Origin of the sequence: Mucilaginibacter rivuli, assembly GCF_019391655.1 — a bacterium.
Taxonomy (GTDB): domain Bacteria; phylum Bacteroidota; class Bacteroidia; order Sphingobacteriales; family Sphingobacteriaceae; genus Mucilaginibacter; species Mucilaginibacter rivuli.
The window spans coordinates 280,030-305,373 of record NZ_JAHXPQ010000002.1; the positions used below are offsets into that span (position 1 = coordinate 280,030).

Genomic DNA, 25,344 nt, shown 5'->3' on the forward strand with positions numbered 1-25,344 from the left:
CTCCTCATTAATTTATCCGGCTTCATGGTTATGGATTTTTACAGTTAGGATGCATCTTAAAAGAGGATTTCCATAAGCGATAAAAAAAAATTACTTTGCTGCCTTAAATGATCTTTTTAAAAAGCGCCAATAAACCGGATCATACCGACGACGAACAACTGCTCCACCAATACCGCCAAACAGGCGATATGGCAGTACTTGCGCGCCTGTATGAAAAGTACATGCACCTGGTGTATGGGGTCTGCTTAAAATATTTGAAGGATGAAGAGCTAAGCAAAGATGCCGTAATGCAGATATTTGAGGAACTGGTGGTTAAAGTAAACCGGCACGAAATCAAATACTTTAAAAGCTGGTTATATATGCTGAGCCGTAATTTTTGTTTGATGGAACTGCGGTCGGGTAAAAAGATACAGGAGCAACCTTTGGATGAGTTTATGGAATTTGCCGAAGAAATGCATCCTGTTAATGTATACCGTGAAGACGATATGGCGGCACTGGAGCGTTGTAAACAAAAGCTGCCCAAACCGCAAAAAATATGTGTAGACTTGTTTTACACCGATGAACAATGTTATAAAGATATAGCTGCCCAAACCGGATATGCCATTAACGAAGTGAAAAGCAATATCCAGAATGGAAAACGAAATTTGAAGATCTGTTTAGAAAAGAACCGTGAGCATTAACCAACCCGATAGCGAACAAATACGCAAGTACCTTAACGGCGAACTTGATGCCCGCGCTATGCACCAACTGGAGCGGCAGGCACAAGACGATCCGTTTTTGGCAGAGGCGTTGGAAGGGTATGAGGCATCGGCATCGGATCAGCAAGCTAACTTTGCCGATCTGCGGGGCCGCTTGCACAACAGGGTTTCCGAAAAGAAAAAGCCCATATTGGTTTTGTGGCGCGTGCTGCCAATTGCCGCTACCTTGCTTATCGCGATAACGCTGGGTTGGCTATGGCTTTCGCCGAAAGGAGAGGAGCCTCAAAAGCAGCAGGCAACTATGTTGAAAAAACAACCCGACATAGCTAAAGGCCCAAGGCTTTCGCCTGCTATGTTGCCGAAGGATAGGCAACCCGGCTTATCAAAACCTTTAATAGCGGGTGATGCGTTACCTGATGTAGCGGAGAATTTGGTTGCCAACAGGGCATCGCATAGCTATACACGTTCATCGCGACGCCAACACATAGTAACTCAAAGGGTTGATGAACCAACCGGTAGTGCAGATGTGGTAGCAGTTGTGGAAGCACCCGTTGATGCAAGCAAAGCCGATATTACATCAATAGCCGTAACCCAATTCCAAAAAGAAAAAGTTGAAGGTAAAATAGCAGGTACAGTTACCGATGCTACGGGCCACGCTATACCCGGAGCACGCATTATTGTGAAAGGCTCAAATACCAAAGTGCTGGCTAATAGTAACGGCGAGTTCTTTTTACCAATAGAAGCCAATAAGGATTCGGTAACGGTACAAATGATGGGCTATGATACCAAAAAACTATTGGTGAACGGCACCGGTAAACTGGAAGTTAAACTGGATGAGGCAGCCAGTACGCTCACTGAAGTTGAAGTGACTCACAAAATGCGCCCGCCCGATATTCACGATGCGCAACCCCAACTCGGTTGGAAAGCTTACAAAGCGTATTTGAACGATAAAGCAGTACTGCCAACCGGAGAAACAGGTAAGGTAAAACTGAAGTTTTTGGTAGATACCCAGGGCCGCATCAGCAATATCCGTGTGATACGTGGCCGCAGCGATACCATGAACCGCAAAGCCATCGCATTGGTTGTTAACGGCCCGGAATGGTATGGCGACAGTGAATCGAAGCTAAAAGAAATCAAACTGAAGATCAAGTTCCATAAGACCACTACCGATCTATGAAATTGGTACTGAGCAAAACCATAAAGCACAGGCTGATAACCATTGCTGTTCTTTTTTTGCTGGCCCTGCTTTTAAGCATCATCGAAAACTTCCCAAACTTTATTGAAAGCTGGTATTCAGAAGGATTGTACCCGGTCATCTGTAACATATTACACCTGCTCTTTAATTTTATCCCGTTCAGCGTTGGCGATGTGTTTTATATCGTTCTCATTTTGTCAGGCTTAATTGCCATCGTACAACTCATCCGGTTTTTATTCATTAAAAAGTTCGAACAGTTCTTTAGTTATCTACTCAAAATAGTCGTGACAATCCAGGTTTTATACCTTGTGTTCTACCTTTTTTGGGGGTTGAATTACTACCGCCCGTCGGCAGCCAAAAGATTAGGTTTACAGGATACATCCTATACCATAAACGATATTGAAGCTGTTACCGCTAAACTGATAGATAGCGCTAACCTGTACCGGTCATACTTAACAAACAGCGACCTCAAAGTAACTAATGCTGTCATCTATCAAAATGGGGCAGAGGCTATTGCCGCTCTTTCAAAGCAATCGGTAAACTATGTGAGTTATCGCCCCAAGGCAAAATCAGCTATGCTTACCTGGGCCACAAATTACCTGCAAACGGCTGGTTATTACAACCCTTTTACAGGTGAATCTCAGGTAAACTATCAGATGCCTGTATTTATGCGCCCTGCAACCACCACGCATGAGTTAAGCCACCAAATGGGTTTTGGCGCCGAGGATGAGGCTGATTTTGTCGGCTTCTTGGCCGGGATATCATCGCGAAACAAATTGCTTAAATACTCAGCCTATTATTTAGGTGTGGATGAATTTATGCGCAGTATCCGCAGCCGTGATAACGTTAACTTTAAAGCTTTGAAAGCCTGTATATCTCCAGCCGTATTAAACGATTTTAAAACCGAGCGCCTCTACTGGCAAAGCTTTGAAGGGCGCACCGGTACCCTGAGCGGTATATTTTACGATCACTTTTTAAAGGCCAATAACCAACCACATGGCCTGCGCACCTATAACCGCATGATTAGATTAACGATGGCCTGGTACAAAAAAAATGAGCCTGCAATTTTGCAGACTCATTAATTCAAAAACCCATACAGTGTTTATATATTGGTGGCGCGGCTATCTGTTTGGTTGTCAATCGGCGGTGCATCTATTTCGTTTGCAAGCTCCTGTTCAACTGTTTCATTGTTTTCTGATTCCACAATAAAAATGGCATCAGCTTCCGGTTGTGATACCTCTTCGATAATGATCATATCAATGCTATCGGCATCGTTTTGCATAGTATTGTTCGGGTAGGTCAGCTCCATATAATCTTTAAACCTCAGTACATCTTTTCTCACCAGTTTTTCAAAGATAGGGTTAAGTAGTTTGGCTACTCCCATACCCACACCACCCGCAGGCGGCAGGTAACTTATCACTACCTTAACAATGGTATATTGCCCATCGGCAGCGTCTTCAAATTCAACTTTACCCGCATTATCAATGGTAGATCCGGGTACCGATTGCCAGCCTATCACATAACCATTCACATCATTCACAATCTCGGCTTCCCAGGTAATATTACCCAAGCCTCCCGGAACTTTAGCTTCCCAATGTGATCGGGTATCTGTAATGCTTTGGATATTATCCAGGTGTGTCATAAATAACGGCAGGTTTTCTAACTGTCGCCAAAAATCATAAACTTCCTGGCGTGGACGGTTCACCGTAAAGTTATACCTGATGTTTACGTTAACAGGCTCGGTACTTAACTTGCCCAATTTAGCGTAAGCATCGCAATGCCCGGTAATGCCCCTTTGTATTAAATAACCACCGGCAAATATTTTGATGGCGCTTGTAAAAGGATGCCTGAATAATTTGTACGCGCCCGAAAAGGTAAGTTTTGTACCTATCGCGACGGATGCAAAACGCTCCTGCCATGCTAAATTGATTGGCGGAGTAGTTTGCTCATTTGTATGTACTGGTTGGTGTAATGCCGTAGTTTCCATAATTTATTTGTTGATAATATATTAACCATTTAAACCACATAGAGTTTCATTATAATTAAATTATTTAATACAGGGTGTGTGTCGGCATCAGAATATAAGCAAAATCAAATAATAGCTTTTGCAATCTCAATTCTTCTCCTACATTTGCAGCGCTTTCGGTTCCTTTCGTTTCGGCGAGGGGATTAAAAGGGAATCCGGTGTAAATCCGGAGCTGTCCCGCAGCTGTAAGTCCGGCCAAAACCTTTAACAGGTAATGGTTTAGTTGAACTACAAAGTCACTGTCTGTAAAAAGGATGGGAAGACATCAACACAGGATGAGCCAGAATACCTGCCTTTAGCGTTATACAATTCTTGCTTTCGGGGATAGAAGCTTGAGTGTGAATGCCTTTTCGCAAAGTGTATTTCCATTCTGATTTTATTACTGTTTGCTGTTGGTTTAAATGCTATGCAAAAACTAATACTGCGGTACGTAAATTTGTTTTCATGCTTTATAAAAGCATGCTACATTTTACCTGCCTTTGTTTTTTTTATAAGCAGTCAACAATCGTTTGCCCAAACAGATACCGCTAAAAAGCTAAAAGAAGTTAAAATAAGCACCTCTGTTATTCCACAGGTACAAACGCTAGCACCATCACAACAAATTACCGCTAAAGATTTTATCCGCAACAGCGCCTACAATGTAGCCGATGCTATCCGAAATTTTGCAGGGGTAAATATTAAAGACTACGGCGGTATAGGCGGGCTAAAAACGGTATCGGTGCGTAGCCTTGGGGCCGATAATGTTGCCGTGCTGTACGATGGTGTACAACTGAACGATGCACAAAGCGGGCAGATAGACCTGGGCAAATTTAATCTCAATAACATTAGCTCAATAGCATTATACAATGCGCAACCGGCTGATGTATGCCAAACAGCCCGGGCGTTTTCGTCGGCCAGTGTGTTATCTGTAAAAACTGTTATCCCGGTATTAAGTATTACTAAACCGTATCAAATCACCGTAGGCCTAAAAGGTGGTTCATTTGGCTTGTTTAACCCATATATGCAATGGCAGCAACGGTTAAGCAACCGTTGGGCATTTATTATTAATGGCTCGGAAGAACTGGCAAACGGCCGCTACAAATATAAAGCAATAAATACCGGTGCGGATACCATTGCTACACGCCAGAACGACCAGGTGGATGCACAGCAATTTGATGCCGGTTTATTTTGGACAAAGAATGATAGCGCCAAATTTAGCCTTCGTCTTAATTACTATCATTCGGATAGGGGGCTGCCCGGGCCTAACATCATCAATGCTATTTTGCCCGACCAATACCTGCATAACCGCGATTACTTTATACAGGCGGGCTATGAGCATGCCGCATCAAACAGTTTTCAGGTTAAAATAAATACCCGTTTAACACAAAGCTATCTCAACTACTTCAATTCGCCTTATTTAAATGTAAAAGGCTACATTGATGAAAGCTATACCCAGCGCGAAATTTATCAGTCAGTAGTGGTTGCCTATCGGATAATGCGTAACTGGCAGGTTTCTTACGCCTCGGATGTTGATGTTTCTGATCTTAATTCGGACGTATATAGCTATGCCTTCCCTACAAGGTTGAGCCTTTTTAATGTATTGGCTACTGATGTAAGTATTGGTAAATTACATTTGCAGGCTAACTTGTTGAATACCTACATTAATGATGATGTACAGGTTGGCCCTGCAGCTGTATCCCGCTCAAAATTTACACCTACTATTATTGCATCAATACAACCATTCAAAACGACCGATTTTCAGCTGAGGGCATTTTACAAAGCTATTTACCGCAATCCAACCTTTGCAGAGCAATACTATTACGCTGTGGCGCCAAGATTGCTCAAGCCCGAGTATAACCGCCAGGTTAATTTAGGTGCCAGCTACAGTAAAACTAACCTGGGTTTGCTGGATTACATTACGCTTACCGCGGATGCTTATTACAATAACGTTCATGATAAGATCATATTTATACCTGCCCGTTCGCAAAGCACGCCATCGGCAATGAACCTGGGTACTGTTGATATCAAAGGTTTGGATATTAACCTGAAAAGCAGGGCTAATATCGCATCACAATGTAAAGGACTATTATCAGTAAGCTATACTTACCAGCAAGCGCTGGATGTAACCAACCCAACCGACTCTTATTATTTACAGCAAATACCTTATGTGCCTGTACATACCCTGGCGCTAAACGCCGGGGCAGATTATCACGCTTTTAAACTGTATTACAACCAGGTGCTATCATCGGCCCGTTACCGCAGCAGTGATAACACTGCTGCTAATTATTTATCGAGTTACTCTGTTAGCGATCTTTCACTGGGGTGTCATTTTTTAATAAGACAAAACTCCATTAACACCTCTGTAGAGGTAAATAACCTTTTCGATAAAAACTACAACGTTATCAGTAATTATCCAATGCCGGGGCGTTCGTTCAGGCTAACATTTCAAATCACAATTTAAAAACAAGCAATATTTTATGAAAACTTCAAAAATCAGTTATTTAGTTATCGCGTTAGGTCTTATCGGCACGCTGGTATCTTGTAATAAAGATAAAACAGATGCGCCTGTTGATACCCCTACCGCGCAACGTGCAGGTATTTATGTTTTAAATGAAGGGCAGTTTCCGAGCGGTGCGGGTACTTTAACCTATTATGATTATACCTCGAAAGTATTAAGCGCGGATATTTTCGCTTCGGCAAACAGCAGGTCCTTAGGTACAACAGGTAATGATGCTAAAATATACGGTGCTAAAATGTATATCACGGTTGATGGTTCGGGTACGGTTGAGGTGGTAAATGCTAAAACTGCAAAAAGTATTAAAACACTTAGCTTTTTAAATGGTACCACATCGTTACACCCACGTAGCCTGGCGTTCTATAAAGCAAATGCCTTTGTTACAATTTATGATGGTACAGTGGCTGTTATTGATACCGCATCGTTAACGGTAAGCAAGTACATTACCGTGGGCCGCAACCCGGAACAAATGGGAGTAAGCAATGGCAAACTATACGTTGCTAATAGCGGTGGATTAAGTTCGCCCAATGTGGATAAAACAGTTTCGGTTATCGATCTGGCAACATTAACTGTTATAAAAACTATTACGGTTGGAGATAATCCTTATGCCATATCTGTTGACAGTTATGGTGATGTTTTTGTAAATGCTTACGGTGTTTATTTAGTATCAAACGCCAGTTTAACCATTATAAATAGCACTACCGATGTGGTTACATCTAAAACCGATTTCGGCCCTGGCCCTTTTTCTATAAGCGGCGATAACGCTTACTACCTGTCAACCAGTTATTCAACAGGTTCTGCCGTTACACAGGTATTAACCTATAATGTTAAAACCAAAACAAGCGGTACAACCAATTTTATTACTGATGGCACCAACTTTACAGCAGCGTATGCATTGGCAGCAGACGATCTTACGGGCGAAATATTTGTTACCGATGCAAAAAATTATAGCTCTAATGGTACCATATATGCTTTCGACAAAGCAGGTAAAAAAGAATACAGTCTTACAACAGGTGTTGATCCGGGCAAAGTTGTTTTTGTAAACAAGTAATTTTAACTTTAGGTATTAATGCCTATTTTTACAGTTTATATCAAACTATGTCACTAAAGAAAATCAATATTCGTAATAGCGTACTTGTTTTAATGATCGTGTTGGCTGCTGCTACACGCATGTTAAACGTAAGCAACATTGTAACCTGGGCCAATTTTACCCCTGTTGGTGCTGTGGCTTTATTTGGAGGCGCTTACTTTTCGGATAAATGGAAAGCTTACTTGGTGCCTTTAGCTGTTTTGCTGATAAGCGATCTGTTGATCAATTATTTTCAGTATAACCATGCCGGCCTTTATCAGGGCTGGTGGACAGTGTATATCAGTTTTGCTGTAATGGTGTTTATTGGTACGATAATTAAAAAAGTGAACGTACTGAATGTTGTTTTAGCTTCTGTAGTTGCAGTTGCCGCGCATTGGTTACTTACCGACATGACTTTTGGCAGCACCTTGTATGCTCCGGGCTTAACAGGGTACATGCAATCGTTAGCAGCGGCAATACCGTTCGAGATCAAAATGATTTACGGTAACCTGTTCTTTTGCGCTTTGTTATTCGGTAGTTTTGAATTAGCTAAAAGCAAGTACACCGTATTGCAAACAAACAAAGAACTCGCAGTTTAGCTGCAACTACCAATATTATTAGGAAGCGATGGGTTTACCCATCGCTTTTTTTATGCTTAATTTTATGGCTATGCAAGAACAGTATGCTAATCAGTTTCCCCTTCAGGGGGCGGAGGGGGCTCACATCGTTATACTAACAGGCGCCGGAATCAGCGCCGAGAGCGGCCTAAAAACCTTCCGCGACAGCGATGGTCTTTGGGAGGGGTACAATGTTGAAGATGTGGCCACACCTGAGGCCTGGTTTATCAACCCCGGGTTGGTGAAGGATTTTTATAACCAGCGCCGCAAAGCAGTTTTGGAAGCCGAACCTAATGCCGCGCATTACGCTTTAACCAAACTGGAACAGAAATACAAGGTAACCATCATCACCCAAAATATAGATGATCTGCACGAACGGGCAGGTTCAACTAATGTTGTGCATTTACATGGGATAATTACACGGTCGCAAAGCAGCAAAAGGCCCTCGCTTACTTATCCCATTAATGGTTGGGAACTTAAAATGGGTGAGAAATGTAAATTAGGCTCGCAGTTGCGCCCGCATGTAGTTTGGTTTGGCGAGGCTGTTCCCATGATAGAAACAGCTGTGGATATTTGCAAAAATGCTGATATCTTAATTTTGATAGGATCTTCTCTTGCCGTGTATCCGGCATCGGGCCTCATCAATTATGTACCAAATGATGCTCCCAAATACATCATCGATCCTAAAATACCACCGGTTAGCGGGGTTAGCCATCTCATCAAAATTGAAGAGAAGGCAACTATTGGCGTACCAATGCTGGTAGCCGGGTTGATGAATAGTTAGCAAGCATTTTATTACTTTCGCATAAATCGGATTTTTAAACGTTTGCATAATATGTTATTGAAACGACTATTTTCTGCTGTCTTGTTTTTATCTTTCTTTTCGGGTGCTTTCGCACAATCAAAAACAGTAAACCTGTTATCAATACAACAATTGAATAAACGGATGAGCAACCCGGATACAGTGTATATTGTAAACTTTTGGGCAACATGGTGCGGGCCATGTGTAAAAGAGCTGCCAAATTTTGACCAGTTACAAACCACTTATAAAAAGCAACCTGTAAAGGTATTGTTGGTTAGTATGGATTTCAAATCTAAACTGGGCGAAGTAAAAACCTTCACTAAAACCCGTAAATTAGTATCAGATGTTTTTTTAGCTGATAAAACTAATGAGCAGTCTTTTATTGATGGTATTGACAAAAGCTGGAGTGGCGCCTTGCCAGGAACACTTGTTGTGAATAATAAAAAGCACATCCGTAAGTTTTACGAGCAGGAGTTTACATATAATGAATTAAACAAATTATATCAAACCAATAAATAATTATCATGAAAAAGTTCCTTGCTGTATTAATGATTGCTGTTACAGGGCTGGTAGCCTTTACAGCCGACACCCCTGGTTATAAAGTTGGCGATATTGCCACAGACTTTAAGCTGAAAAGCGTAGATGGTAAAATGGTATCGCTGGCTAATTACACATCGGCAAAAGGGTACATTGTGGTATTCACATGCAACCATTGCCCTTATGCAAAAGCTTACGAAAGCCGTATTATAGCGCTCGATAAAATGTACGCTTCAAAAGGTTATCCTGTTATCGCCATCAGCCCTAATGACCCTGTTAGCGAACCTGCTGATTCATTTGATAACATGAAAAAGCTCGCTGCTGAAAAGAAATACACTTTTCCGTACACCATTGACGAAACGCAAAATATTACCCGCGCCTATGGTGCTAAAGCCACGCCGCATGTATTTGTGCTGCAAAAAACAGACAAGGGCAACGTGGTTAAATACATTGGCGCTATTGATGATGATACCGAAAATGTAAACCCTAACCATACCAAATATGTTGAGAACGCAGTAAATGCGTTGATAGGTGGTAAGACTGTAGAAACCACTACAACCAAAGCCATTGGCTGCTCCATTAAATGGAAAAAAGGAGCGTGATATTAAATGTGCAAATGTGCAGATGTGCAAATTGATAATAAAAAGCGCAAACCGATTTATCGGTTTGCGCTTTTTTGACTTTTGACTTATACTTTCACTTCAGTAACCTTAGTCACTTCAATAGTTTCGCCGGTAATTTTACCTTCAATAGTCACATTTTTACCTGCATATTTTACAACTGCTTTTTGATTTGATATTTTGTAAACTTTATCGCCTACAACCAATACGGCTTTTGCTCCGCTTTTAATACATTTTTGGGCACAGGTAACACGGTTAGTGCTGTTGCACATGCTTTTCTCGCTACCCGCGCACATCGAGTCGTCAATATAGCCGGTTAATTTACCGCCGGTTAAATTTGCCGCTGCAAAGGATGCAGTCATGGACACGGCCATAACAAATAGTAATAAAAACTTTTTCATTGTTTTAATGTGGTTTTAGTTAATTGATAATCAAATATAAACAAATCGGCAAAACGAGAAAATGTCTTCAAACGGAAATCTCCTGCTCTTCTTTATTTTTTAACAACCTGGCTAATGTAGAAGCTTTAGGGTAATACTTGTTTTGTGTCCTTTTTAAAATAATGGCCTGCAGCATTATAATGTATGGTACCCACTGTTGTAACCCCAAAAAGTTAAAGGCTATCAATATGGCAAATGCTGCCGGGATAATAAATACATTTAACCTGTGTACCTTCCATTTCAAAGTATCCTCAACCTCCGCGGGTAAAAAGCACAACCTGTTTTTATGTTTAACCAGGTATTGTACAATTAATGTCTGTATCAAAGTGGCTCCCAATATAATGGTGACATAAATATCAAAGCTCCAGTAATTACCCGGCGAGAGTGAACTTGTAATTGCCGAAACAGCAAAAGGGAATAACGATATGATAAATAAAAATACCAGGTTAAGTACCACCAAGGGCACATCATAATCCCGCAAGGTTTTAAAAATTTTAAGGTGCCGCAGCCAAAAGGCGCTCACCAGGCCAAAACTAATGGCGTAAGCTATAAACTTTGGCGCAAGTTCTATCATTAACTTGTGCACCTCTTCTGTCGCGGCATGTCTGAGGCCTTCAGGAAATTTTAACTCTAACACCATAATGGTGATAACGATGGCAAAAACCGCATCGCTAAAAAGAATAACACGCTCTAATTCAAATTCGTGTTTAAGTTCTTTGTCTTGCATGTGCTTGATAATGTTGATTTTTTACTAATTTACATTTTCTAATCAGAATACTGTTATGCGGTTAAAAATTGGTTTTTTATGGTGTTTGCTGTTGCCCGTGTTTGCCTTTGCGCAGAGATTATCTAAAACCGATATTGCCCGTTGCGAGGCTGAAGCAAAAAGTGTAACCATCATTCGCGATAACTGGGGCGTACCACATATTTATGCCAAAACCGATGCCGCTGTTGTTTTTGGCCTGCTTTACAGCGAGTGTGAAGATAACTTTAAAGGTGTTGAGCGTAATTACCTTAATGTATTGGGCCGTACCGCCGAGGCTGATGGCGAAAGTGCTGTTTATAACGATCTGCTGATGCGCCTTGCCGAAGACACTACTGATGCTATAAAAGATTACCAGGTTTGCCAGCCTTATTTCAAAAATCTGTTGAATGCTTTCGCGGATGGGGTGAACTATTACCTGTATAAGCACCCTGATGTTAAACCCGAAGTTTTGACTTATTTTAAGCCCTGGTATGCGCTTATGTTTACCGATGGTAGCGTAGGGGCAACCATAACGGGCGGTGCCACGGTAGGCGATGTAGAACGGTTTTACGGCAAGGATAAACTATCAGGATACCGTTATAAACCCAACGATGATTTGATAGAGACCGGCTCGAACGGGTTTGCTATCGCGCCATCAAAATCGGCAACAGGGGCCGCGATGTTGTACATTAATCCGCATGTGCCTTTTTACTTCCGCTCGGAAGTGGAGCTAAACAGCGAGGAGGGCTTACACACCTACGGTGCGGTAACCTGGGGGCAATTCTTCGTTTACCAGGGCTTTAATGAGCATTGTGGTTGGATGCATACCACAAGCAATGCAGATGTTGCCGATCTGTATGCCGAAGCCATAAGCAAAAGCGGCAACGATTGGACCTATCTGTACAACAACCAGCAGAGGCCCGTCACATCAAAAAAGGAGATAGTTAAGTATATAAAGAACGGCCAAATACAGCAATATACCTTTACTACATATTATACGCACCATGGCCCGGTAATGGGCAGCCGAGATGGTAAATGGTTGACCTTGAAAGCTAACAATCGTTCATTACCCGCGCTGGTAGAATCATGGCAGATAACCAAAGCCAAAACATTTGATGAGTACAAAGCGGCAATGAGCCTGGTATCAAACGCTACCAATAACACGGTTTATGCTGATGATAAAGGCAATACAGCACTATGGTATGGCAACTTTGTACCCAAACGTGACCCCAAAATCGATTGGACCTTACCTGTTGACGGTACAACCCCCGCAACAGAATGGCAGGGTATCCATAAATTGGATGAGATCGTTCACGTTTACGATCCTGAATCGGGCTTTATCCAAAACTGTAATGCTACTCCTTATGCCGCGGCAGGTAAGAGTAGTCCTGATAGAAACCAGTACCCGGCCTACATGGCGCCTGATGGGCAAAATTTTAGAGGCGTAGCCGCCATAGGCTTGTTAAAAGAAGCAAAGAAACTTACACTGGACAGCCTGATAGCCAAAGGATATGATAAGCATTTAGCAGCTTTTGATGTGATGCTGCCACCCCTGTTTACTGTTTATGAGCAAAGCGATGATAAATTTAAAGACGACTACGCCGACCTTTTTAAAGAATTACAGGCATGGGATAAGCGGGCGTCAACAACATCGGTAGTTACCACTTTGGCGGTACTATGGGGCAACGCCATGATGGCAGAACAATTACCACGTGCTAAAACGGTTGAAGAAGGTACCTATGCTACCGACCGTATTGCCGCTATGGCTAAAAATACCAATTTAAAAACGCAATTAAATTACCTGCTAAAAGTGGTGAAAGAGCTGGAAAACAAATATGGCACATGGCGCGTACCATGGGGCAATATTAACCGCTACCAACGCCCCGCCGATGGTGTGTTTGATGATAAGAAACCAAGTATGCCGGTAGGGCAGGTATCATCGGCCTTCGGGCAATTGCCGTCTTACGTAAGTAAGCAAATGCCGGGTACCGAAAAGCGTTACGGTTACTCGGGCAACAGCTTTGTTGCCGCGGTTGAGTTTGGTAAACGGATAAAAGCAAAATCCATCATCACAGGGGGGCAGTCGTTCGATCCGGCATCTAAAAACTACACCGACCAGGCAAAGATGTATATAGATGGGCAGTTTAAAGATGTGCTGTTTTATAAGGAAGATGTATTAAAGCATGCGGAGCGTACCTATCATCCGGGAGAGTAACGCCATTCCAATTATTAACATCAGTTAAAAATGGTTAGGTTTATGTAACCTAAATTCTTTTCATGAAAAAAATACTCCTGTTTGCTGTTTTAGTATTTGCAGTAATATTTCAATCGGCGGCGCAACTTAAAATAGATACAAGAGATACCGTAACGGCTCATCGCCAGAAAAGAAAATTTATACCGCCCGAAAAGATCATTATCCCGGCAAGTATTGATACCAGTAAGCGATACGCGAATTTTGTTAAGTACATAAAAATAGATTACAACGCTTCAATAAATAGCGGGTTTTATCCGATTGGCTTAAGTGGTGTTACCATTAAATTTGCCGAAAATGGCCTTAACCTAAAAAGTAAAGAGCTATCCCAACTCAATCCCTTTGGGCCTAAAAGTTTCCCGCTTTCTTATTCGGTGATCTACCACGACAGGATTATTACCCTGTTTGAGCCGGGTATGTTTATGTGCTTGCAGGTGGCCAACCTGAAGCGCGATACAGTTTTCGAGAAGATGTTAAACACGCAGCGCTTTAATTATCATTGGCTTGTTAATGGTAAATTACTTGCTGTATATAAAAATGACTACTACGAGTTTAATAACAACAAATGGATAAAATATAATAAGCATTTCCCCTTACTGGGCAGGCCCAAATTGTTTGAAGACGACAAATACATTTGCTATGCCGATTGCCGGGGCGAATTTGGCGGCAATGTGTACTTTTGCAATAAACAAACAGATAAAACCTATTTTACTAAAGCCACATGTGCGGTTACCGTTTACAAGGATAATGGCAAGTATAAAGTACTTTCTACTCTGGGGCACATAGTGGGCTCTGCTAACCTGGTTGAAATTGCCGACCCTGATAAACTACCCCTAAAACAATACCCTTTACCCCAGGTAAATAGTACTGACGAAGTAAAAAAAGTGTTTTCTTATTCCGGCGTTCAGTTGTTTTCAACTTTTAAATTAAAGGAGCAACAGTATTTTATTACCAACTGGCAAAACTTTACGTTTTTGGCAACTTTTGCTAATAACGTACTAACCATAGCAGATCCCCTGCTCGATAAAAACGTGTACATGCATAACGTAATAACAAATACCTTTGGCGATACAGTATTAACAACCTATAGCTATTACGGCGAATCGGGTGAATTTGAACATGGGATTATCGTAATAAATAGCGGATGTTTTACCCGGATAAAATGGAATTAACTTAATTGCCAAAAGCTAAGCGGCTTCCCATAATGTCGTCAATTATCGCACCGCCGCTCCAAACCAAATTACCCGATACAATGGTATGTTGAATAGCTGATTGGAAAACCTGCCCTTCAAACGGGCTCCATCTAGATTTGTATAGTATATTTTGTTTGTTTACCGCCCAGGGCGAGTTAAGGTTAACCAAAACCATATCGGCCCAATAACCTTCGCGGATATAGCCACGTTTTTCTATATTGAAACAAATGGCTGGGTTATGCGCGGTTTTTTCTGCGATCTGTTCTAAACTCATCTTGCCTTGGTGGTACATTTCGAGCAGGGCGGGGAGGGCATGCTGCACCAATGGCCCACCGGATGGGGCATCTAAGTATGATTTTGCTTTTTCTTCAATAGTGTGCGGGGCATGGTCCGTCGCGATGATATCGATACGGCCATCCAGTACGGCTTTAAAAATACCATCCCGGTCTTGGGCGGTTTTAACGGCAGGGTTCCATTTTATCAGGTTGCCTTTGGTTGCGTAATCCGCATCGCTAAACCACAGGTGGTGTACACAGGCTTCGGCAGTTATCTTTTTATCCTTTAGCGGGATAGTATTATCAAACAAATGTGTTTCACGCTCGGTCGAGATATGCAAAATATGCAGGCGGGTACCGTTTTTCTTAGCCAGTTCCACCGCCATGCTCGATGATAGGTAGCAGGCTTCGGCGCTACGTATGATGGGATGCATTTCAATACCGATGTTATCACCCATCAACTCTTTGTAATGCGCCATATTGCTTTTTATGGTTGCTTCATCCTCGCAATGCGTTGCGATAAGCATAGGGCACTGCGCAAACAGTTGTTCCAAAGTATCGCGGTTATCTACCAGCATATTCCCGGTTGATGATCCCATAAAAACCTTTATCCCGCAAACATTGGCGGCATCGGTACGTAAAACCTCGTCCAGGTTATCATTACTGGCACCCATAAAAAATGAGTAGTTAGCCAGCGATGTTTTAGCCGCGATATCATATTTATCGGCAAGCAAAGCTTGTGTAAGCGTATTGGGTACAGTATTGGGCATTTCCATAAAAGAAGTGATCCCACCCGCCACCGCCGCCCGCGATTCGGTAAAAATATTGGCCTTGTGCGTTAAACCCGGCTCACGGAAATGTACCTGGTCGTCAATCATGCCCGGCAACAGGTGCAGGCCTTCGGCATTGATTACTTTATCGGCAGCCTGGTTAATGCTGCTGTCTATCCGTTCTATCAAACCATCTTTTACAAATACATCGGCTACAAATTGTTTGCCCTCGTTAACTATAGTGGCTTGTTTTATTAAGATGGTCATGGGTATAAATATGGATGTTGTTTTGGTTGTGAATTGCCATTTTCATAATGTATTTATCGAAAATGGGTATTACTCTTGGGTAAACTTGGGTATTTTTAACTGGTTTTCAGGTGCTTATTGTCAATTTTGTAATTTATCTAATAAGTGCGCCAATGGAGCGACATGGGTAAAAATGGGTATTCCACACTTGGCGCTCGCCGTTGTTACCAATAACAGTGTAGGCGGGTAAAAATAGGTATCCACCATGTCATTGCGATCGATAGCGTGGCAATCACTGAGACAGGTAGCACGCATGTTTAGTTTGCCATCTTTCTCAGTGATTGCTTCGTTCCTCGCAATGACAAAGTTGGTTAAAAGCATGGGTGAATATGGATATTTTAACATTTTGATAAGCGCTTCTTTCCTTCGTTTTATCCAATACAAAAATACGAAATTTTGGCCTGATATATGACGTTTTAACGTTGTAAAATAGGTATTCCATAATTAAATATATTCTATATTTACTTTCCAAATATAACATCATTGTGAAAATGACCGTCCTTATCGCATTTATTTTATTCCGCCTTAATTCCTTTGGTCAAACATATTCACAAAACGATTTTATTCAAGTGCCGATTCCTGTAAATAAAAGTACGGAATGGTATGATTATAACAGATCTGTTTTAAGTTTTGTTAAAGTATCATTACAAAAGGGAAAACTTCAGCTATCAAAAGATACGGGAAATAGATCTTACACAAAGTATAAACTACCACATGGCGAACTTGTGGCATTGAACCTTGGAGAATGGGGTGGTGGGTTATATTATCAGCCTGATAGTAATAGGAGCGAAACAACATTTAATGTCAATGGAAAAGAGGGCTTTGTAAAGGATAAGATATCAGACTATATGAGGTTTGTTGCCCCAAATACTCTTGCCCCAAAAGGAGAGTTTTTACGAATAAAAGCAGGGAATATCAATAATGTATTTGCCTTCAAGGGGGAGTTGTATTTTACTGAGGGTTTGGCACACATGGGTATTAACAAAGGTGCGATCTACAAACTGGAACACCACGATACAGTTTTCAATGTTATCAAAATGCTTGATTTCGATGATGCTATTCGTACTATAGCTGTTTACAAAGATGATATATGTATTGCCACATTTAAACGCTTTTATGTGGTCAGAAACTTTCAAAAAGAATTGATTTTGGATAATCTATTTTGGTATGGCTTTAATCCTCGCTCAATTGCTATAAAGGACGAACAGCATATCTATGTAGGCATGAAGGGGTTTTATGCTGATATTGATGCCATAAAAAAAGAAATGACACTATTTAGGCTTAAGTAGTAGCTACACCACTTCTTTATTCAAAATTCAACATCCATCATTCGATATTCAAACAAGCTATCCTGTTTCCTGATTCTAAATTCTTGACTCTCTTTAAAAACCTTACCTTTGCCGCTATGTCTGTAACCTTCGAAGATTTTGGCTTTAACCGGCAAATACTGAATGCTATTGCCGATGCCGGGTATACCGAAGCTACGCCCATACAACAAAAAGCCATTCCGCCGATAATGAACGGCCAGGATGTAATGGGTATTGCACAAACAGGTACAGGTAAAACCGCTGCTTACATGCTGCCCATTATTATGAAGCTCAAATATGCTCAGGGTAATGATATGCGTGCCCTTGTGGTTGCCCCAACCCGCGAACTGGCTTTACAAATAGAAGAAAATGCCCGCGAGTTTTCAAAATATACCGACCTGCGTATTGTTTGCCTTTACGGCGGATTAGGGCCAAAAACACAAAAGGAACTGATAGATAAAGGTGTTGATATTATTGTTGCAACCCCGGGCCGTTTAATGGATGTTTACCTTGCGGGACACATTGTGACCAAAATGCTGCAGGTATTTGTATTGGACGAGGCCGATAAGATGATGGATATGGGCTTTATGCCACAGATCAACCGGATATTGGAAGTTGTTCCGCGCAAGCGCCAAAACCTGTTGTTTTCGGCTACCATGTCGGATAAGATCAATGAGCTGTCGTCAAACTTTTTGGAGTTTCCAACTACCATTGAAGCTACACCACCGGCCACACCTGCCCAAACGGTAAACCAGCGTTTATATATGGTGCCGAACGTAAAAACCAAGATCAATACACTCAAATACCTGCTGGATCAGCCCGAGGATATTAAGAAGCTCATTGTTTTTTGCAAGACCCGCTATGCGGCTGAAGATGTGTATAAATTTTTGCTGCGCAAATTTGGGGAGAAGGAGGTGAGAGTACTGCACGCTAACAAGGGTCAAAACACACGTATAAACTCTATCAACGCGTTTAAAAACGACGAAGTGAAGATATTAGTAGCTACTGACGTAGCGTCGCGTGGTATCGATGTGAGCGATGTGAGCCATGTAATTAACTTTGATGTACCTGTGGTTTATGAAGATTATGTGCACCGTATAGGCCGCACAGGCCGTGCTTTTCAAAGCGGCGAGGCCATTACTTTTTGTGCCCCTAACGAAGAATATTACATTCGCAAGATAGAAAAACTCATCAGGCAACAGATACCTGTACTATCTTTGCCCGCCGATGTTTATGTTGACGAAACGCCTTACCAGGAGCGCCAGGATCAGAACAGGGAGATAGATGATCAGAAACGTAAGGATGACCCTACATTTAAGGGGGCTTTCCACGAAAAGAAGACCATGAACCAGCGCAAAAAGTTTGACGCAGGCAGGGCCAAAGCTGATCCCGCGAAAGCAGCACGTAATAACAGGCCCGGCAAAAAAGCCGCCGCCCAAAAAGAAAACAGAAGAAGACGAGGATAGCAGTAATGAAGTTTAGAATTACCCCGCTCAATATTGCAACGGCATTGCTGCTGGTTTTATCCGCTTACGTTTTTATTTATGGCATTCAAATACCCAATAGCCCTTTTCAGCATTGGAAGGGTACAATTACAATTATATTTTTATTCTTCGCCATTGTTGTATTCTACCTGGATATGATGCTGCGCAATTTTTTTCCCGAAACCAAAAAACTATGGCTGGTGGAGTTGAGCTTTATTGCCTTAACTGCCGTAATACTTTTATTGGTTAAATAACCCGCAAACTTTACAATGAAAAAAGCAGAGATCAAACTCACTATCGAACTTGACGATAAAAATGTTCCGGAAAATATCCTTTGGGAATCAACCGATTCGCAAAACAAAGAAGCCGTACCCGTAAAATCAATGATGCTGGCCCTGTGGGATCACAACTACAAAAACTCGTTACGTATAGACCTTTGGACAAAAGATATGCCTGTTGACGAGATGAAACGTTTTTTTTACGAAACCCTGCAAACCATGGGCGACAGCTTTTTACGCGCCACCGGCGAAACCAATATTGTTGAAGACCTGCGCGATTACTGCGCCCACTTTGCTGATAAAATGGAAATAAAACAATAAATTTGGCTCATGCGCATTAGTTCATTTATTACATTTTTGGGCTTTGTATTTATTATAGCGGGCTGTTATTGCCCGCTGTTACGCCCGTTTCATTTATTCAACTATAACCTGTTCGATTTAAGCAAACCTTACGGGATCGTTGTTTTATTAATGGCCGTAGTTGGTATATTGGGTGTGGCTTTAAAACAACGTGCTTTAACAAAAACAGCATCTATCACCAGCTTATTGCTTATCGCGTTAATATTCGGTGCTGCCATTTTTAAAGTGAATACCAGTTTTAGCTTTTTACCATTTAAGGGATTGGCTAATGCGCTAAGCCATGCCATTAAGTACAAATACGGCTGGTATATTTTATTTGCAGGCGCGTTTCTTTCGGTAGGTGGCGCTATTGCCGATAGGCCGGTAAAACACCAGGTAAAGGCAACAGCGGTTTAGAAAAGCTTGGTTTGGCCAATACCCAGTACTTTGGCCTCATGTTCTAATAGCCATTGTTTGCGCCAAAGGCCACCTGCATACCCGGTAAGTGTACCGTTTGATCCTATTACCCGGTGGCAGGGTACCACTATCCATAAATGATTTTTGCCATTGCTTGCCGCTATGGCGCGAATGGCCAAGGGGTTATTCATAATGTTTGCCTGCTGTGCGTATGTTATTGTTTTGCCGTACCCAATATTGAGTAAGGTTTTCCACACTTCCTGCTGGAAATCGCTGCCTTGCTGCTTGATATTCAGGTCGAACGTTTTTCGTTCTCCTGCAAAGTATTCATCTAGTTGTTGGGTGGCTTGTTGTAGTAGGGGAGTTGGCTCCTGCTCAATTTCCTGCGGGTTATCTAAAATGGATATGCTGCTTATAGCCCCGTCAGTTTCGGTAATACGGCATATCCCCACAGGTGTGTTATGGTAAATTTGAGGCATATCACTAAGATAGCAATATTTTACCTTTCAAATAGCTTAACTTGCCAACAGTTCGCGCAATTGCTCTTCTATCTCCAGGTCTATTTTCGATTTAAGTACCGAGCCACATTTAGTACAGCAGGTTTGAGACATTAGCGATTTCTCTAACGATATAAAAGTTATCGCAGTTGTATTATATTTATATATGGAGTTTGAACACTTTGCGTTCAAGCAGTAGCAGGCAATATAGTCTTCTATCGTTTTCATCGTAGTACTTATTTATAATATCATAAACAACAACTATACCATTAATTAAACCTGTGGCTTCAGCTTTTATAAAAACGTATATTTGCGCTTCATGGATTTAATAAATCAAACAAAACATTTATTAAAAAAGGAGATCGTGCTGGAGTGGCGGTCTAAGTATGCATTTAACGGCGTATTGCTTTATATCGTATCAACAGTATTTGTTTGTTACATGGCTTTTAACCTTAATCCGGGTTTTAGCCAGGCCATCGGCTATGGCATAGTTTGGAATATCCTGTTTTGGATAATTATACTATTTGCCGCTGTAAATGCCATAGCCAAGAGCTTTTTGCAGGAAAGCAAAGGGCGGTTGTTGTATTATTATACTATAGCAAGCCCGCATGCCATCATTTTGTCAAAAATTATTTACAATATTTTGCTGATGACGCTGCTATGTGTTTTGGCTTTAATTATATACAGTTTGTTTTTTAAAAACCCTGTTCAGGATCATCTTTATTACTTCATCACTGTACTTTTGGGGAGCTTTAGCTTTTCAACCGTATTTACCATGATATCGGCTATAGCCTCAAAAGCAGGCAATAACGGTACATTGATGGCTATTTTGAGCTTCCCGGTTATTATACCGGTTATATTGGTACTAATAAAAATGAGCAAGCGCGCTATGGATGGTTTAGATCGTAGCCTTAATTACCAGGATATGGGGGCACTGCTGGCTATTAATATCATTGTGGTTGCTACATCGTTGTTATTATTCCCCTATTTGTGGCGCGATTAACACTTAATTGTTACTTAACTTAAATACTAAACGGCACTTTTTACTGTTACTTTTATCCATGCGCTTTTTACATTGCCTTCTACTGGTTTTTATATTGCCTACGCTGGCTTTTGCACAAACCGTTAACATCACCGGTAAGGTAACCAGCACTGATATTGGCGGCCCGTTAGTGAAGGCGAGCGTGTTTTTAACAAACTCTACCTTTGGCACATCAACAGCCGCCAATGGCTCTTTTACCTTATACGATGTAAAGCCCGGTCAATATGAGATTGTTGTTACTTTTGTGGGGTACGAAAGCTATCACCAAACAATACTTGTAGGCGCTAAACCTATCAATCTTAACATTGAGATGCACCTTAAAAACAATAACCTGGAAACGGTTAATATTGTAAGGCACCCCTTCTCGCCCGAAAATTTTAAAATGTTTACCAAGTACTTTTTAGGTACATCGGATAATGCTAAAAAGTGTAAAATACTTAATCCAACAGATATTGATCTGTATTATCATCCATACGAGAAAAGTTTAGTAGGCCGTGCCGACGAGTTTATCATTATTGAAAACAAAAGTTTGGGTTACCGCATAAAATACCTGTTGGGAGGTTTTAAGTTTGATGATATTAACCAGATCATATCATACGGTGGGCAATACCAGTTTGAAGATCTTAAGGGGAGCAAAAAACAGGTAGCCGCCTGGAAAAAAAAGCGAGAAGATGCATTTTACGGCTCAAGCATGCATTTTTACCGCTCTTTACTTGGGAATAACCTGGATAGTGCGGGCTTTGTTATTTACCAGTTAATAAGAAAACCAAATACAGAACGCCCGCCGCAGGTGGTCATTGTAAAAAACATCGACAAGTTTATTGCGCAGAACAATATAGATTCGGCAAACCATTGGAAAGAGTTGTATAACCTGAACCGGTATCACGAAACATTGATCAAACAGCCACTATCGGCAAATGATATTTTTAGAAAGACAGACCAACCGGGCGTATTTGGTATAACCTTTCCTGATTGCCTTTACGTAGTTTATAAACGTAAGTTTGATAATGATGGGAAAAGTATGGTTTACAGACCTTTGAATATGCCTAACTATGCATCTACCATAATTACCCTGTACCAGCCCTATGCTTTTTTTGATACCAATGGTGTTATTGTTTCAAACAAAGCCACACTGTACGAAGGTGCCTGGAGCCATGATAATATTGCCGACCTGCTGCCGGTTGATTACGCGCCGGGAGATAAGAAATAACTAATCAGAAGCAAGAATCAAGGGACAGGAAGCAAGACAGAACTGCATATGAGATTTCTTGATTCTTGACTCTCGATTCTTGGCTCTTTTAAATACATTTGCATCCTGAACGCATAATGATCATATGAAGTTTATTTACCAAACATGGTGGAAGGTTTTAGCGGTTGTACTGGTGTTTTACACCATGATATCGGGTTTTTTGTTCGATGTACCAACACTGCCCATACTGCATGAAACCATACGTAACCTGTATTTTCACGTACCCATGTGGATGGCCATGTTAACCGTATTGGTAATATCTGTTTTTTACAGCATTATGTACCTCAATACAGGTAAAGAAGAATACGACCTTGCCGCTGTTGAGTGCGTTAATACAGGCATCATGTTTTTCGCTTTGGGATTGGTAACCGGCATGATGTGGGCCAAATACACCTGGGGCGAGTACTGGAGCGGCGATCCAAAACAAAACAGCGCTGCCATTGCATTTTTATTGTATTGCGCTTATCTGGTGCTGCGTAACTCCATGGATGAAGAACAAAAGCGCGCCAAAATATCTGCCATCTACAATATTTTCGCTTTTCCGATAATGCTGGTGCTGATATTTGTATTACCGCGCTTGACTGATTCATTGCATCCCGGTAACGGTGGTAACCCGGCCTTTGGTAAGTACGACCTGGTAACCAGCATGCGTGTGGTACTATATCCCGCATTTATTGGCTGGAGCCTGATAGGTATCTGGATAGCCACCCTTCGCTACCGTATCCGTTTAATTGAATATAAAAAGAACGCTATAAACTAATGAAAAAGATATTCTGTTTACTTGTTTTTCTGTTTACATACACCGCGATCTTTGCACAGGCTGATGTTGAAATGGCAGATACCATGCGCAGTTCGGGTAAAATATACGTGGTGATAACAACTATCGCTATTGTTTTTGTTGGTTTGGCTATTTTCCTGTTCGCTATTGAGCGCCGTGTAAAGAAACTTGAAGATCAAAACAAGCCTTGAAATTGTAAAAATTGTAATTTCAACCTCATTTTAAGCCTGTTTTTTACATTATTTTAAAATTGTACTAACAAGGCTATTGGTTCAAAAAATAACGCTATCTTGTTTAAACATTGATTTAAGCTAATCGTTGATGCTTTACCCCCGATAGCATCAAAGTATTGATTTGCACAATTGATATAAATTCATTCACCTTTGCAGGAACATTACTGAACTCATTAATTTATTCAATACCAATTTTATGTCTAACAGTAGCATTATTGCTGAAGAAGAAACCCATTTTTTCGGGGATGTATGTAAAAATTTCGACTATGCGGCCCAGTTTACCAACCACGAGGCCGGCCTGCTCGATCAGATAAAATCATGTAACAGTGTATACCGTTTTCGTTTCCCCATAAGGAAAGGAAACCACTTTGAGGTGATTGATGCATGGCGCATTGAGCACTCGCAGCACCAAAGCCCAACCAAGGGAGGTATCCGCTACAGCGAGATGGTAAACGAAGACGAAGTGATGGCACTTTCGGCCCTCATGACCTACAAATGCGCTATTGTAAACGTACCATTTGGTGGTGCAAAAGGCGGCATCAAAATTAACCCTAAAAACTATACTGTTGCCGAGTTGGAAAACATTACCCGCCGTTATACAGTAGAGTTGATCAAAAAGAATTTTATTGGCCCCAGCATTGACGTACCTGCACCTGATTATGGTTCGGGCGAACGCGAAATGAGCTGGATAGCCGATACCTATGCAACCATGAATCCTGGCCAGTTAGATGCTATGGGTTGTGTTACCGGCAAGCCGTTAGCGCTGCATGGTATTGCCGGCCGCCGTGAAGCAACAGGCCGCGGAGTAGCTATTGCCACCCGCGAGTGTGTTAATGTAGCCGAAGACATGGAAAAACTTGGCCTTACGCCAGGCCTGGCAGGTAAAAAAGTTATTGTACAAGGTTTAGGTAACGTGGGTTACCACTCGGCTAAATTTTTAGCGGAGTTTGGCGCTACCATAGTTGGCCTTTGCGAGTTTGAAGGCGCTGTTTACAACGAAAACGGCCTCGATGTTGATTCGGTATTTGTACACCGCAAACAAACAGGGTCAATATTAGGTTATCCGGGCGCTAAAGAGTTTAAAAACTCGATGGAAGGTTTAGAACAACCCTGCGATATTTTGATACCGGCCGCTTTAGAGAACCAGATAACCCAAGAAAACGCAGCGAGGATACAAGCGAAAATTATTTGCGAAGGTGCCAACGGCCCAACTACCCCCGAAGCTGAAGCAATATTTTATGCTAAGGGTGGTATTATTATACCCGATATGTATGCCAATGCGGGCGGTGTAACGGTATCTTACTTTGAGTGGTTAAAAAACCTGTCGCACGTGGCATTTGGCCGTATGAGCCGCAGGTTTGAAGAAAACTCGAACCAAAATCTGGTAAACATGGTTGAAGGCATTACGGGTATGTCGTTATCACCAACACAGCGTTCCACCATTATTAAAGGTGCGTCTGAGCTTGAATTGGTAAACTCCGGTTTGGAAGATACCATGATACGCTCGTACCACGAGATACGCGAAACATGGAAAAACAATCCTAAAATTGATACCATGCGTACTGCTGCCTTTGTAGGCGCTATCAATAAAATAGCAGTATCGTACCAGAATTTGGGCGTTTGGCCGTAAATAGATATCAGAAGTCGGATATCCGATTTCGGATTTAAAAAAAAATAACTTT

27 protein-coding genes and 1 riboswitch are annotated in these 25,344 nt (G+C 41.6%); of the genes, 21 read left to right on the top strand and 6 right to left on the bottom strand.

Annotation, left to right across the window (positions count from 1 at the left end; all coding sequences use genetic code 11):
* Nucleotides 1-107 precede the first annotated feature (107 nt).
* From KXQ82_RS05090 to KXQ82_RS05100, 3 genes are read left to right on the top strand one after another with little or no spacing between them, the layout of a single operon-like run.
* On the top strand, nt 108-680 hold the full coding sequence (locus KXQ82_RS05090) for an RNA polymerase sigma factor (RefSeq protein WP_219487077.1): 573 nt from the start codon (nt 108-110) through the stop codon (nt 678-680).
* A complete protein-coding gene (locus KXQ82_RS05095) occupies nt 670-1,875 on the top strand; it encodes an energy transducer TonB (protein WP_219487078.1) in 1,206 nt (401 codons plus the stop codon). Before KXQ82_RS05090 ends, KXQ82_RS05095 begins: the two co-directional genes overlap by 11 nt.
* A complete protein-coding gene (locus tag KXQ82_RS05100) occupies nt 1,872-2,975 on the top strand; it encodes a DUF3810 domain-containing protein (protein WP_219487079.1) in 1,104 nt (367 codons plus the stop codon). Before KXQ82_RS05095 ends, KXQ82_RS05100 begins: the two co-directional genes overlap by 4 nt.
* Before the next feature lie 20 nt (nt 2,976-2,995).
* Here the strand turns inward: KXQ82_RS05100 and KXQ82_RS05105 are convergent, their stop codons facing one another.
* Nucleotides 2,996-3,880: an SRPBCC family protein gene (locus KXQ82_RS05105; protein WP_219487080.1), complete on the bottom strand. Its 885-nt coding sequence runs from the start codon at nt 3,878-3,880 to the stop codon at nt 2,996-2,998.
* Nucleotides 3,881-4,019: 139 nt separating this feature from the next.
* Nucleotides 4,020-4,230: riboswitch (cobalamin riboswitch) on the top strand.
* Nucleotides 4,231-4,325: 95 nt separating this feature from the next.
* On the opposite strand from KXQ82_RS05105, the gene KXQ82_RS05110 reads away from it, so the two are divergent.
* The 6 genes from KXQ82_RS05110 to KXQ82_RS05135 all read left to right on the top strand — a co-directional run bounded on the left by KXQ82_RS05110 (nt 4,326) and on the right by KXQ82_RS05135 (nt 10,040).
* Nucleotides 4,326-6,359 (top strand): TonB-dependent receptor plug domain-containing protein, encoded by a 2,034-nt coding sequence (locus tag KXQ82_RS05110; RefSeq protein WP_219487081.1) that lies wholly within the window; start codon nt 4,326-4,328, stop codon nt 6,357-6,359.
* Nucleotides 6,360-6,375: 16 nt separating this feature from the next.
* Nucleotides 6,376-7,464, top strand: a complete 1,089-nt coding sequence (locus KXQ82_RS05115; RefSeq protein ID WP_219487082.1) for a YncE family protein — start codon at nt 6,376-6,378, stop codon at nt 7,462-7,464.
* Between the two features lie 47 nt (nt 7,465-7,511).
* Nucleotides 7,512-8,081 (top strand): DUF6580 family putative transport protein, encoded by a 570-nt coding sequence (locus KXQ82_RS05120; RefSeq protein ID WP_219487083.1) that lies wholly within the window; start codon nt 7,512-7,514, stop codon nt 8,079-8,081.
* Between the two features lie 70 nt (nt 8,082-8,151).
* Nucleotides 8,152-8,883 carry an SIR2 family NAD-dependent protein deacylase gene (locus KXQ82_RS05125; RefSeq protein WP_219487501.1) on the top strand — a complete coding sequence of 244 codons (732 nt, stop codon included), beginning with the start codon at nt 8,152-8,154 and terminating at the stop codon, nt 8,881-8,883.
* A gap of 57 nt (nt 8,884-8,940) precedes the next feature.
* The gene (locus KXQ82_RS05130) at nt 8,941-9,420 is read left to right on the top strand and encodes a TlpA family protein disulfide reductase (RefSeq protein WP_439650936.1); all 480 of its coding nucleotides are present in this window, start codon (nt 8,941-8,943) and stop codon (nt 9,418-9,420) included.
* A 5-nt stretch (nt 9,421-9,425) separates the two neighbouring features.
* Nucleotides 9,426-10,040, top strand: a complete 615-nt coding sequence (locus KXQ82_RS05135; RefSeq protein ID WP_219487085.1) for a thioredoxin family protein — start codon at nt 9,426-9,428, stop codon at nt 10,038-10,040.
* An 86-nt stretch (nt 10,041-10,126) separates the two neighbouring features.
* Here KXQ82_RS05135 and KXQ82_RS05140 read toward each other — a convergent pair whose 3' ends face one another.
* Nucleotides 10,127-10,459: a hypothetical protein gene (locus KXQ82_RS05140; RefSeq protein ID WP_219487086.1), complete on the bottom strand. Its 333-nt coding sequence runs from the start codon at nt 10,457-10,459 to the stop codon at nt 10,127-10,129.
* Between the two features lie 67 nt (nt 10,460-10,526).
* Nucleotides 10,527-11,225: a TMEM175 family protein gene (locus KXQ82_RS05145; RefSeq protein WP_219487087.1), complete on the bottom strand. Its 699-nt coding sequence runs from the start codon at nt 11,223-11,225 to the stop codon at nt 10,527-10,529.
* A 55-nt stretch (nt 11,226-11,280) separates the two neighbouring features.
* On the opposite strand from KXQ82_RS05145, the gene KXQ82_RS05150 reads away from it, so the two are divergent.
* Nucleotides 11,281-13,458: a penicillin acylase family protein gene (locus KXQ82_RS05150; RefSeq protein WP_219487088.1), complete on the top strand. Its 2,178-nt coding sequence runs from the start codon at nt 11,281-11,283 to the stop codon at nt 13,456-13,458.
* Between the two features lie 62 nt (nt 13,459-13,520).
* Nucleotides 13,521-14,666, top strand: coding sequence for a hypothetical protein (locus KXQ82_RS05155; protein WP_219487089.1), 1,146 nt, complete (start codon nt 13,521-13,523; stop codon nt 14,664-14,666).
* Between the two features lies 1 nt (nt 14,667).
* Here KXQ82_RS05155 and KXQ82_RS05160 read toward each other — a convergent pair whose 3' ends face one another.
* On the bottom strand, nt 14,668-15,999 hold the full coding sequence (locus tag KXQ82_RS05160) for a dihydroorotase (RefSeq protein ID WP_219487090.1): 1,332 nt from the start codon (nt 15,997-15,999) through the stop codon (nt 14,668-14,670).
* Nucleotides 16,000-16,529: 530 nt separating this feature from the next.
* Here KXQ82_RS05160 and KXQ82_RS05165 point away from each other — a divergent pair.
* The 5 genes from KXQ82_RS05165 to KXQ82_RS05185 all read left to right on the top strand — a co-directional run bounded on the left by KXQ82_RS05165 (nt 16,530) and on the right by KXQ82_RS05185 (nt 19,863).
* Entirely contained in the window at nt 16,530-17,327 is a 798-nt protein-coding gene (locus tag KXQ82_RS05165) for a hypothetical protein (RefSeq protein WP_219487091.1), read from the top strand.
* A 116-nt stretch (nt 17,328-17,443) separates the two neighbouring features.
* Entirely contained in the window at nt 17,444-18,811 is a 1,368-nt protein-coding gene (locus tag KXQ82_RS05170; protein ID WP_219487092.1) for a DEAD/DEAH box helicase, read from the top strand.
* A gap of 5 nt (nt 18,812-18,816) precedes the next feature.
* Nucleotides 18,817-19,083 carry a hypothetical protein gene (locus tag KXQ82_RS05175; protein WP_219487093.1) on the top strand — a complete coding sequence of 89 codons (267 nt, stop codon included), beginning with the start codon at nt 18,817-18,819 and terminating at the stop codon, nt 19,081-19,083.
* Between the two features lie 15 nt (nt 19,084-19,098).
* The gene (gene gldC / locus KXQ82_RS05180) at nt 19,099-19,428 is read left to right on the top strand and encodes a gliding motility protein GldC (protein ID WP_219487094.1); all 330 of its coding nucleotides are present in this window, start codon (nt 19,099-19,101) and stop codon (nt 19,426-19,428) included.
* 9 nt (nt 19,429-19,437) lie between these two features.
* Nucleotides 19,438-19,863 (top strand): hypothetical protein, encoded by a 426-nt coding sequence (locus tag KXQ82_RS05185; protein ID WP_219487095.1) that lies wholly within the window; start codon nt 19,438-19,440, stop codon nt 19,861-19,863.
* Here the strand turns inward: KXQ82_RS05185 and KXQ82_RS05190 are convergent.
* Nucleotides 19,860-20,342: a methylated-DNA--[protein]-cysteine S-methyltransferase gene (locus tag KXQ82_RS05190; protein WP_219487096.1), complete on the bottom strand. Its 483-nt coding sequence runs from the start codon at nt 20,340-20,342 to the stop codon at nt 19,860-19,862. The two genes, KXQ82_RS05185 and KXQ82_RS05190, sit on opposite strands and share 4 nt — an antisense overlap.
* A gap of 36 nt (nt 20,343-20,378) precedes the next feature.
* On the bottom strand, nt 20,379-20,588 hold the full coding sequence (locus KXQ82_RS05195) for a hypothetical protein (RefSeq protein ID WP_219487097.1): 210 nt from the start codon (nt 20,586-20,588) through the stop codon (nt 20,379-20,381).
* A gap of 91 nt (nt 20,589-20,679) precedes the next feature.
* Between KXQ82_RS05195 and KXQ82_RS05200 the strand changes: the two genes are divergently transcribed.
* The 5 genes from KXQ82_RS05200 (at nt 20,680) to KXQ82_RS05220 (ending at nt 25,292) form a co-directional block, all read left to right on the top strand.
* Nucleotides 20,680-21,363: a heme exporter protein CcmB gene (locus KXQ82_RS05200; protein ID WP_219487098.1), complete on the top strand. Its 684-nt coding sequence runs from the start codon at nt 20,680-20,682 to the stop codon at nt 21,361-21,363.
* Between the two features lie 58 nt (nt 21,364-21,421).
* Nucleotides 21,422-22,612: a carboxypeptidase-like regulatory domain-containing protein gene (locus KXQ82_RS05205; RefSeq protein WP_219487099.1), complete on the top strand. Its 1,191-nt coding sequence runs from the start codon at nt 21,422-21,424 to the stop codon at nt 22,610-22,612.
* Nucleotides 22,613-22,745: 133 nt separating this feature from the next.
* Complete coding sequence (gene ccsA, locus KXQ82_RS05210) at nt 22,746-23,411, top strand: cytochrome c biogenesis protein CcsA (protein WP_219487502.1); 666 nt, start codon at nt 22,746-22,748, stop codon at nt 23,409-23,411.
* Entirely contained in the window at nt 23,411-23,620 is a 210-nt protein-coding gene (locus tag KXQ82_RS05215) for a CcmD family protein (RefSeq protein WP_219487100.1), read from the top strand. The genes ccsA and KXQ82_RS05215 overlap by 1 nt, the downstream gene beginning before the upstream one ends.
* A gap of 238 nt (nt 23,621-23,858) precedes the next feature.
* Nucleotides 23,859-25,292, top strand: coding sequence for a Glu/Leu/Phe/Val family dehydrogenase (locus tag KXQ82_RS05220; RefSeq protein WP_219487101.1), 1,434 nt, complete (start codon nt 23,859-23,861; stop codon nt 25,290-25,292).
* The last annotated feature ends 52 nt before the right edge of the window (nt 25,293-25,344 follow it).

Excerpts from the sequence above, each read along its gene's own strand:
- KXQ82_RS05090 (WP_219487077.1), top strand. The coding sequence starts at position 108 with ATGATCTTTTTAAAAAGCGCCAATAAACCGGATCATACCGACGACGAA.
- KXQ82_RS05100 (WP_219487079.1), top strand. The coding sequence starts at position 1,872 with ATGAAATTGGTACTGAGCAAAACCATAAAGCACAGGCTGATAACCATT.
- KXQ82_RS05105 (WP_219487080.1), bottom strand. The coding sequence starts at position 3,880 with ATGGAAACTACGGCATTACACCAACCAGTACATACAAATGAGCAAACT.
- KXQ82_RS05110 (WP_219487081.1), top strand. The coding sequence starts at position 4,326 with ATGCAAAAACTAATACTGCGGTACGTAAATTTGTTTTCATGCTTTATA.
- KXQ82_RS05115 (WP_219487082.1), top strand. The coding sequence starts at position 6,376 with ATGAAAACTTCAAAAATCAGTTATTTAGTTATCGCGTTAGGTCTTATC.
- KXQ82_RS05120 (WP_219487083.1), top strand. The coding sequence starts at position 7,512 with ATGTCACTAAAGAAAATCAATATTCGTAATAGCGTACTTGTTTTAATG.
- KXQ82_RS05125 (WP_219487501.1), top strand. The coding sequence starts at position 8,152 with ATGCAAGAACAGTATGCTAATCAGTTTCCCCTTCAGGGGGCGGAGGGG.
- KXQ82_RS05135 (WP_219487085.1), top strand. The coding sequence starts at position 9,426 with ATGAAAAAGTTCCTTGCTGTATTAATGATTGCTGTTACAGGGCTGGTA.
- KXQ82_RS05140 (WP_219487086.1), bottom strand. The coding sequence starts at position 10,459 with ATGAAAAAGTTTTTATTACTATTTGTTATGGCCGTGTCCATGACTGCA.
- KXQ82_RS05145 (WP_219487087.1), bottom strand. The coding sequence starts at position 11,225 with ATGCAAGACAAAGAACTTAAACACGAATTTGAATTAGAGCGTGTTATT.
- KXQ82_RS05150 (WP_219487088.1), top strand. The coding sequence starts at position 11,281 with ATGCGGTTAAAAATTGGTTTTTTATGGTGTTTGCTGTTGCCCGTGTTT.
- KXQ82_RS05155 (WP_219487089.1), top strand. The coding sequence starts at position 13,521 with ATGAAAAAAATACTCCTGTTTGCTGTTTTAGTATTTGCAGTAATATTT.
- KXQ82_RS05160 (WP_219487090.1), bottom strand. The coding sequence starts at position 15,999 with ATGACCATCTTAATAAAACAAGCCACTATAGTTAACGAGGGCAAACAA.
- KXQ82_RS05165 (WP_219487091.1), top strand. The coding sequence starts at position 16,530 with ATGACCGTCCTTATCGCATTTATTTTATTCCGCCTTAATTCCTTTGGT.
- KXQ82_RS05170 (WP_219487092.1), top strand. The coding sequence starts at position 17,444 with ATGTCTGTAACCTTCGAAGATTTTGGCTTTAACCGGCAAATACTGAAT.
- KXQ82_RS05175 (WP_219487093.1), top strand. The coding sequence starts at position 18,817 with ATGAAGTTTAGAATTACCCCGCTCAATATTGCAACGGCATTGCTGCTG.
- gldC (WP_219487094.1), top strand. The coding sequence starts at position 19,099 with ATGAAAAAAGCAGAGATCAAACTCACTATCGAACTTGACGATAAAAAT.
- KXQ82_RS05185 (WP_219487095.1), top strand. The coding sequence starts at position 19,438 with ATGCGCATTAGTTCATTTATTACATTTTTGGGCTTTGTATTTATTATA.
- KXQ82_RS05190 (WP_219487096.1), bottom strand. The coding sequence starts at position 20,342 with ATGCCTCAAATTTACCATAACACACCTGTGGGGATATGCCGTATTACC.
- KXQ82_RS05195 (WP_219487097.1), bottom strand. The coding sequence starts at position 20,588 with ATGAAAACGATAGAAGACTATATTGCCTGCTACTGCTTGAACGCAAAG.
- KXQ82_RS05200 (WP_219487098.1), top strand. The coding sequence starts at position 20,680 with ATGGATTTAATAAATCAAACAAAACATTTATTAAAAAAGGAGATCGTG.
- KXQ82_RS05205 (WP_219487099.1), top strand. The coding sequence starts at position 21,422 with ATGCGCTTTTTACATTGCCTTCTACTGGTTTTTATATTGCCTACGCTG.
- KXQ82_RS05215 (WP_219487100.1), top strand. The coding sequence starts at position 23,411 with ATGAAAAAGATATTCTGTTTACTTGTTTTTCTGTTTACATACACCGCG.
- KXQ82_RS05220 (WP_219487101.1), top strand. The coding sequence starts at position 23,859 with ATGTCTAACAGTAGCATTATTGCTGAAGAAGAAACCCATTTTTTCGGG.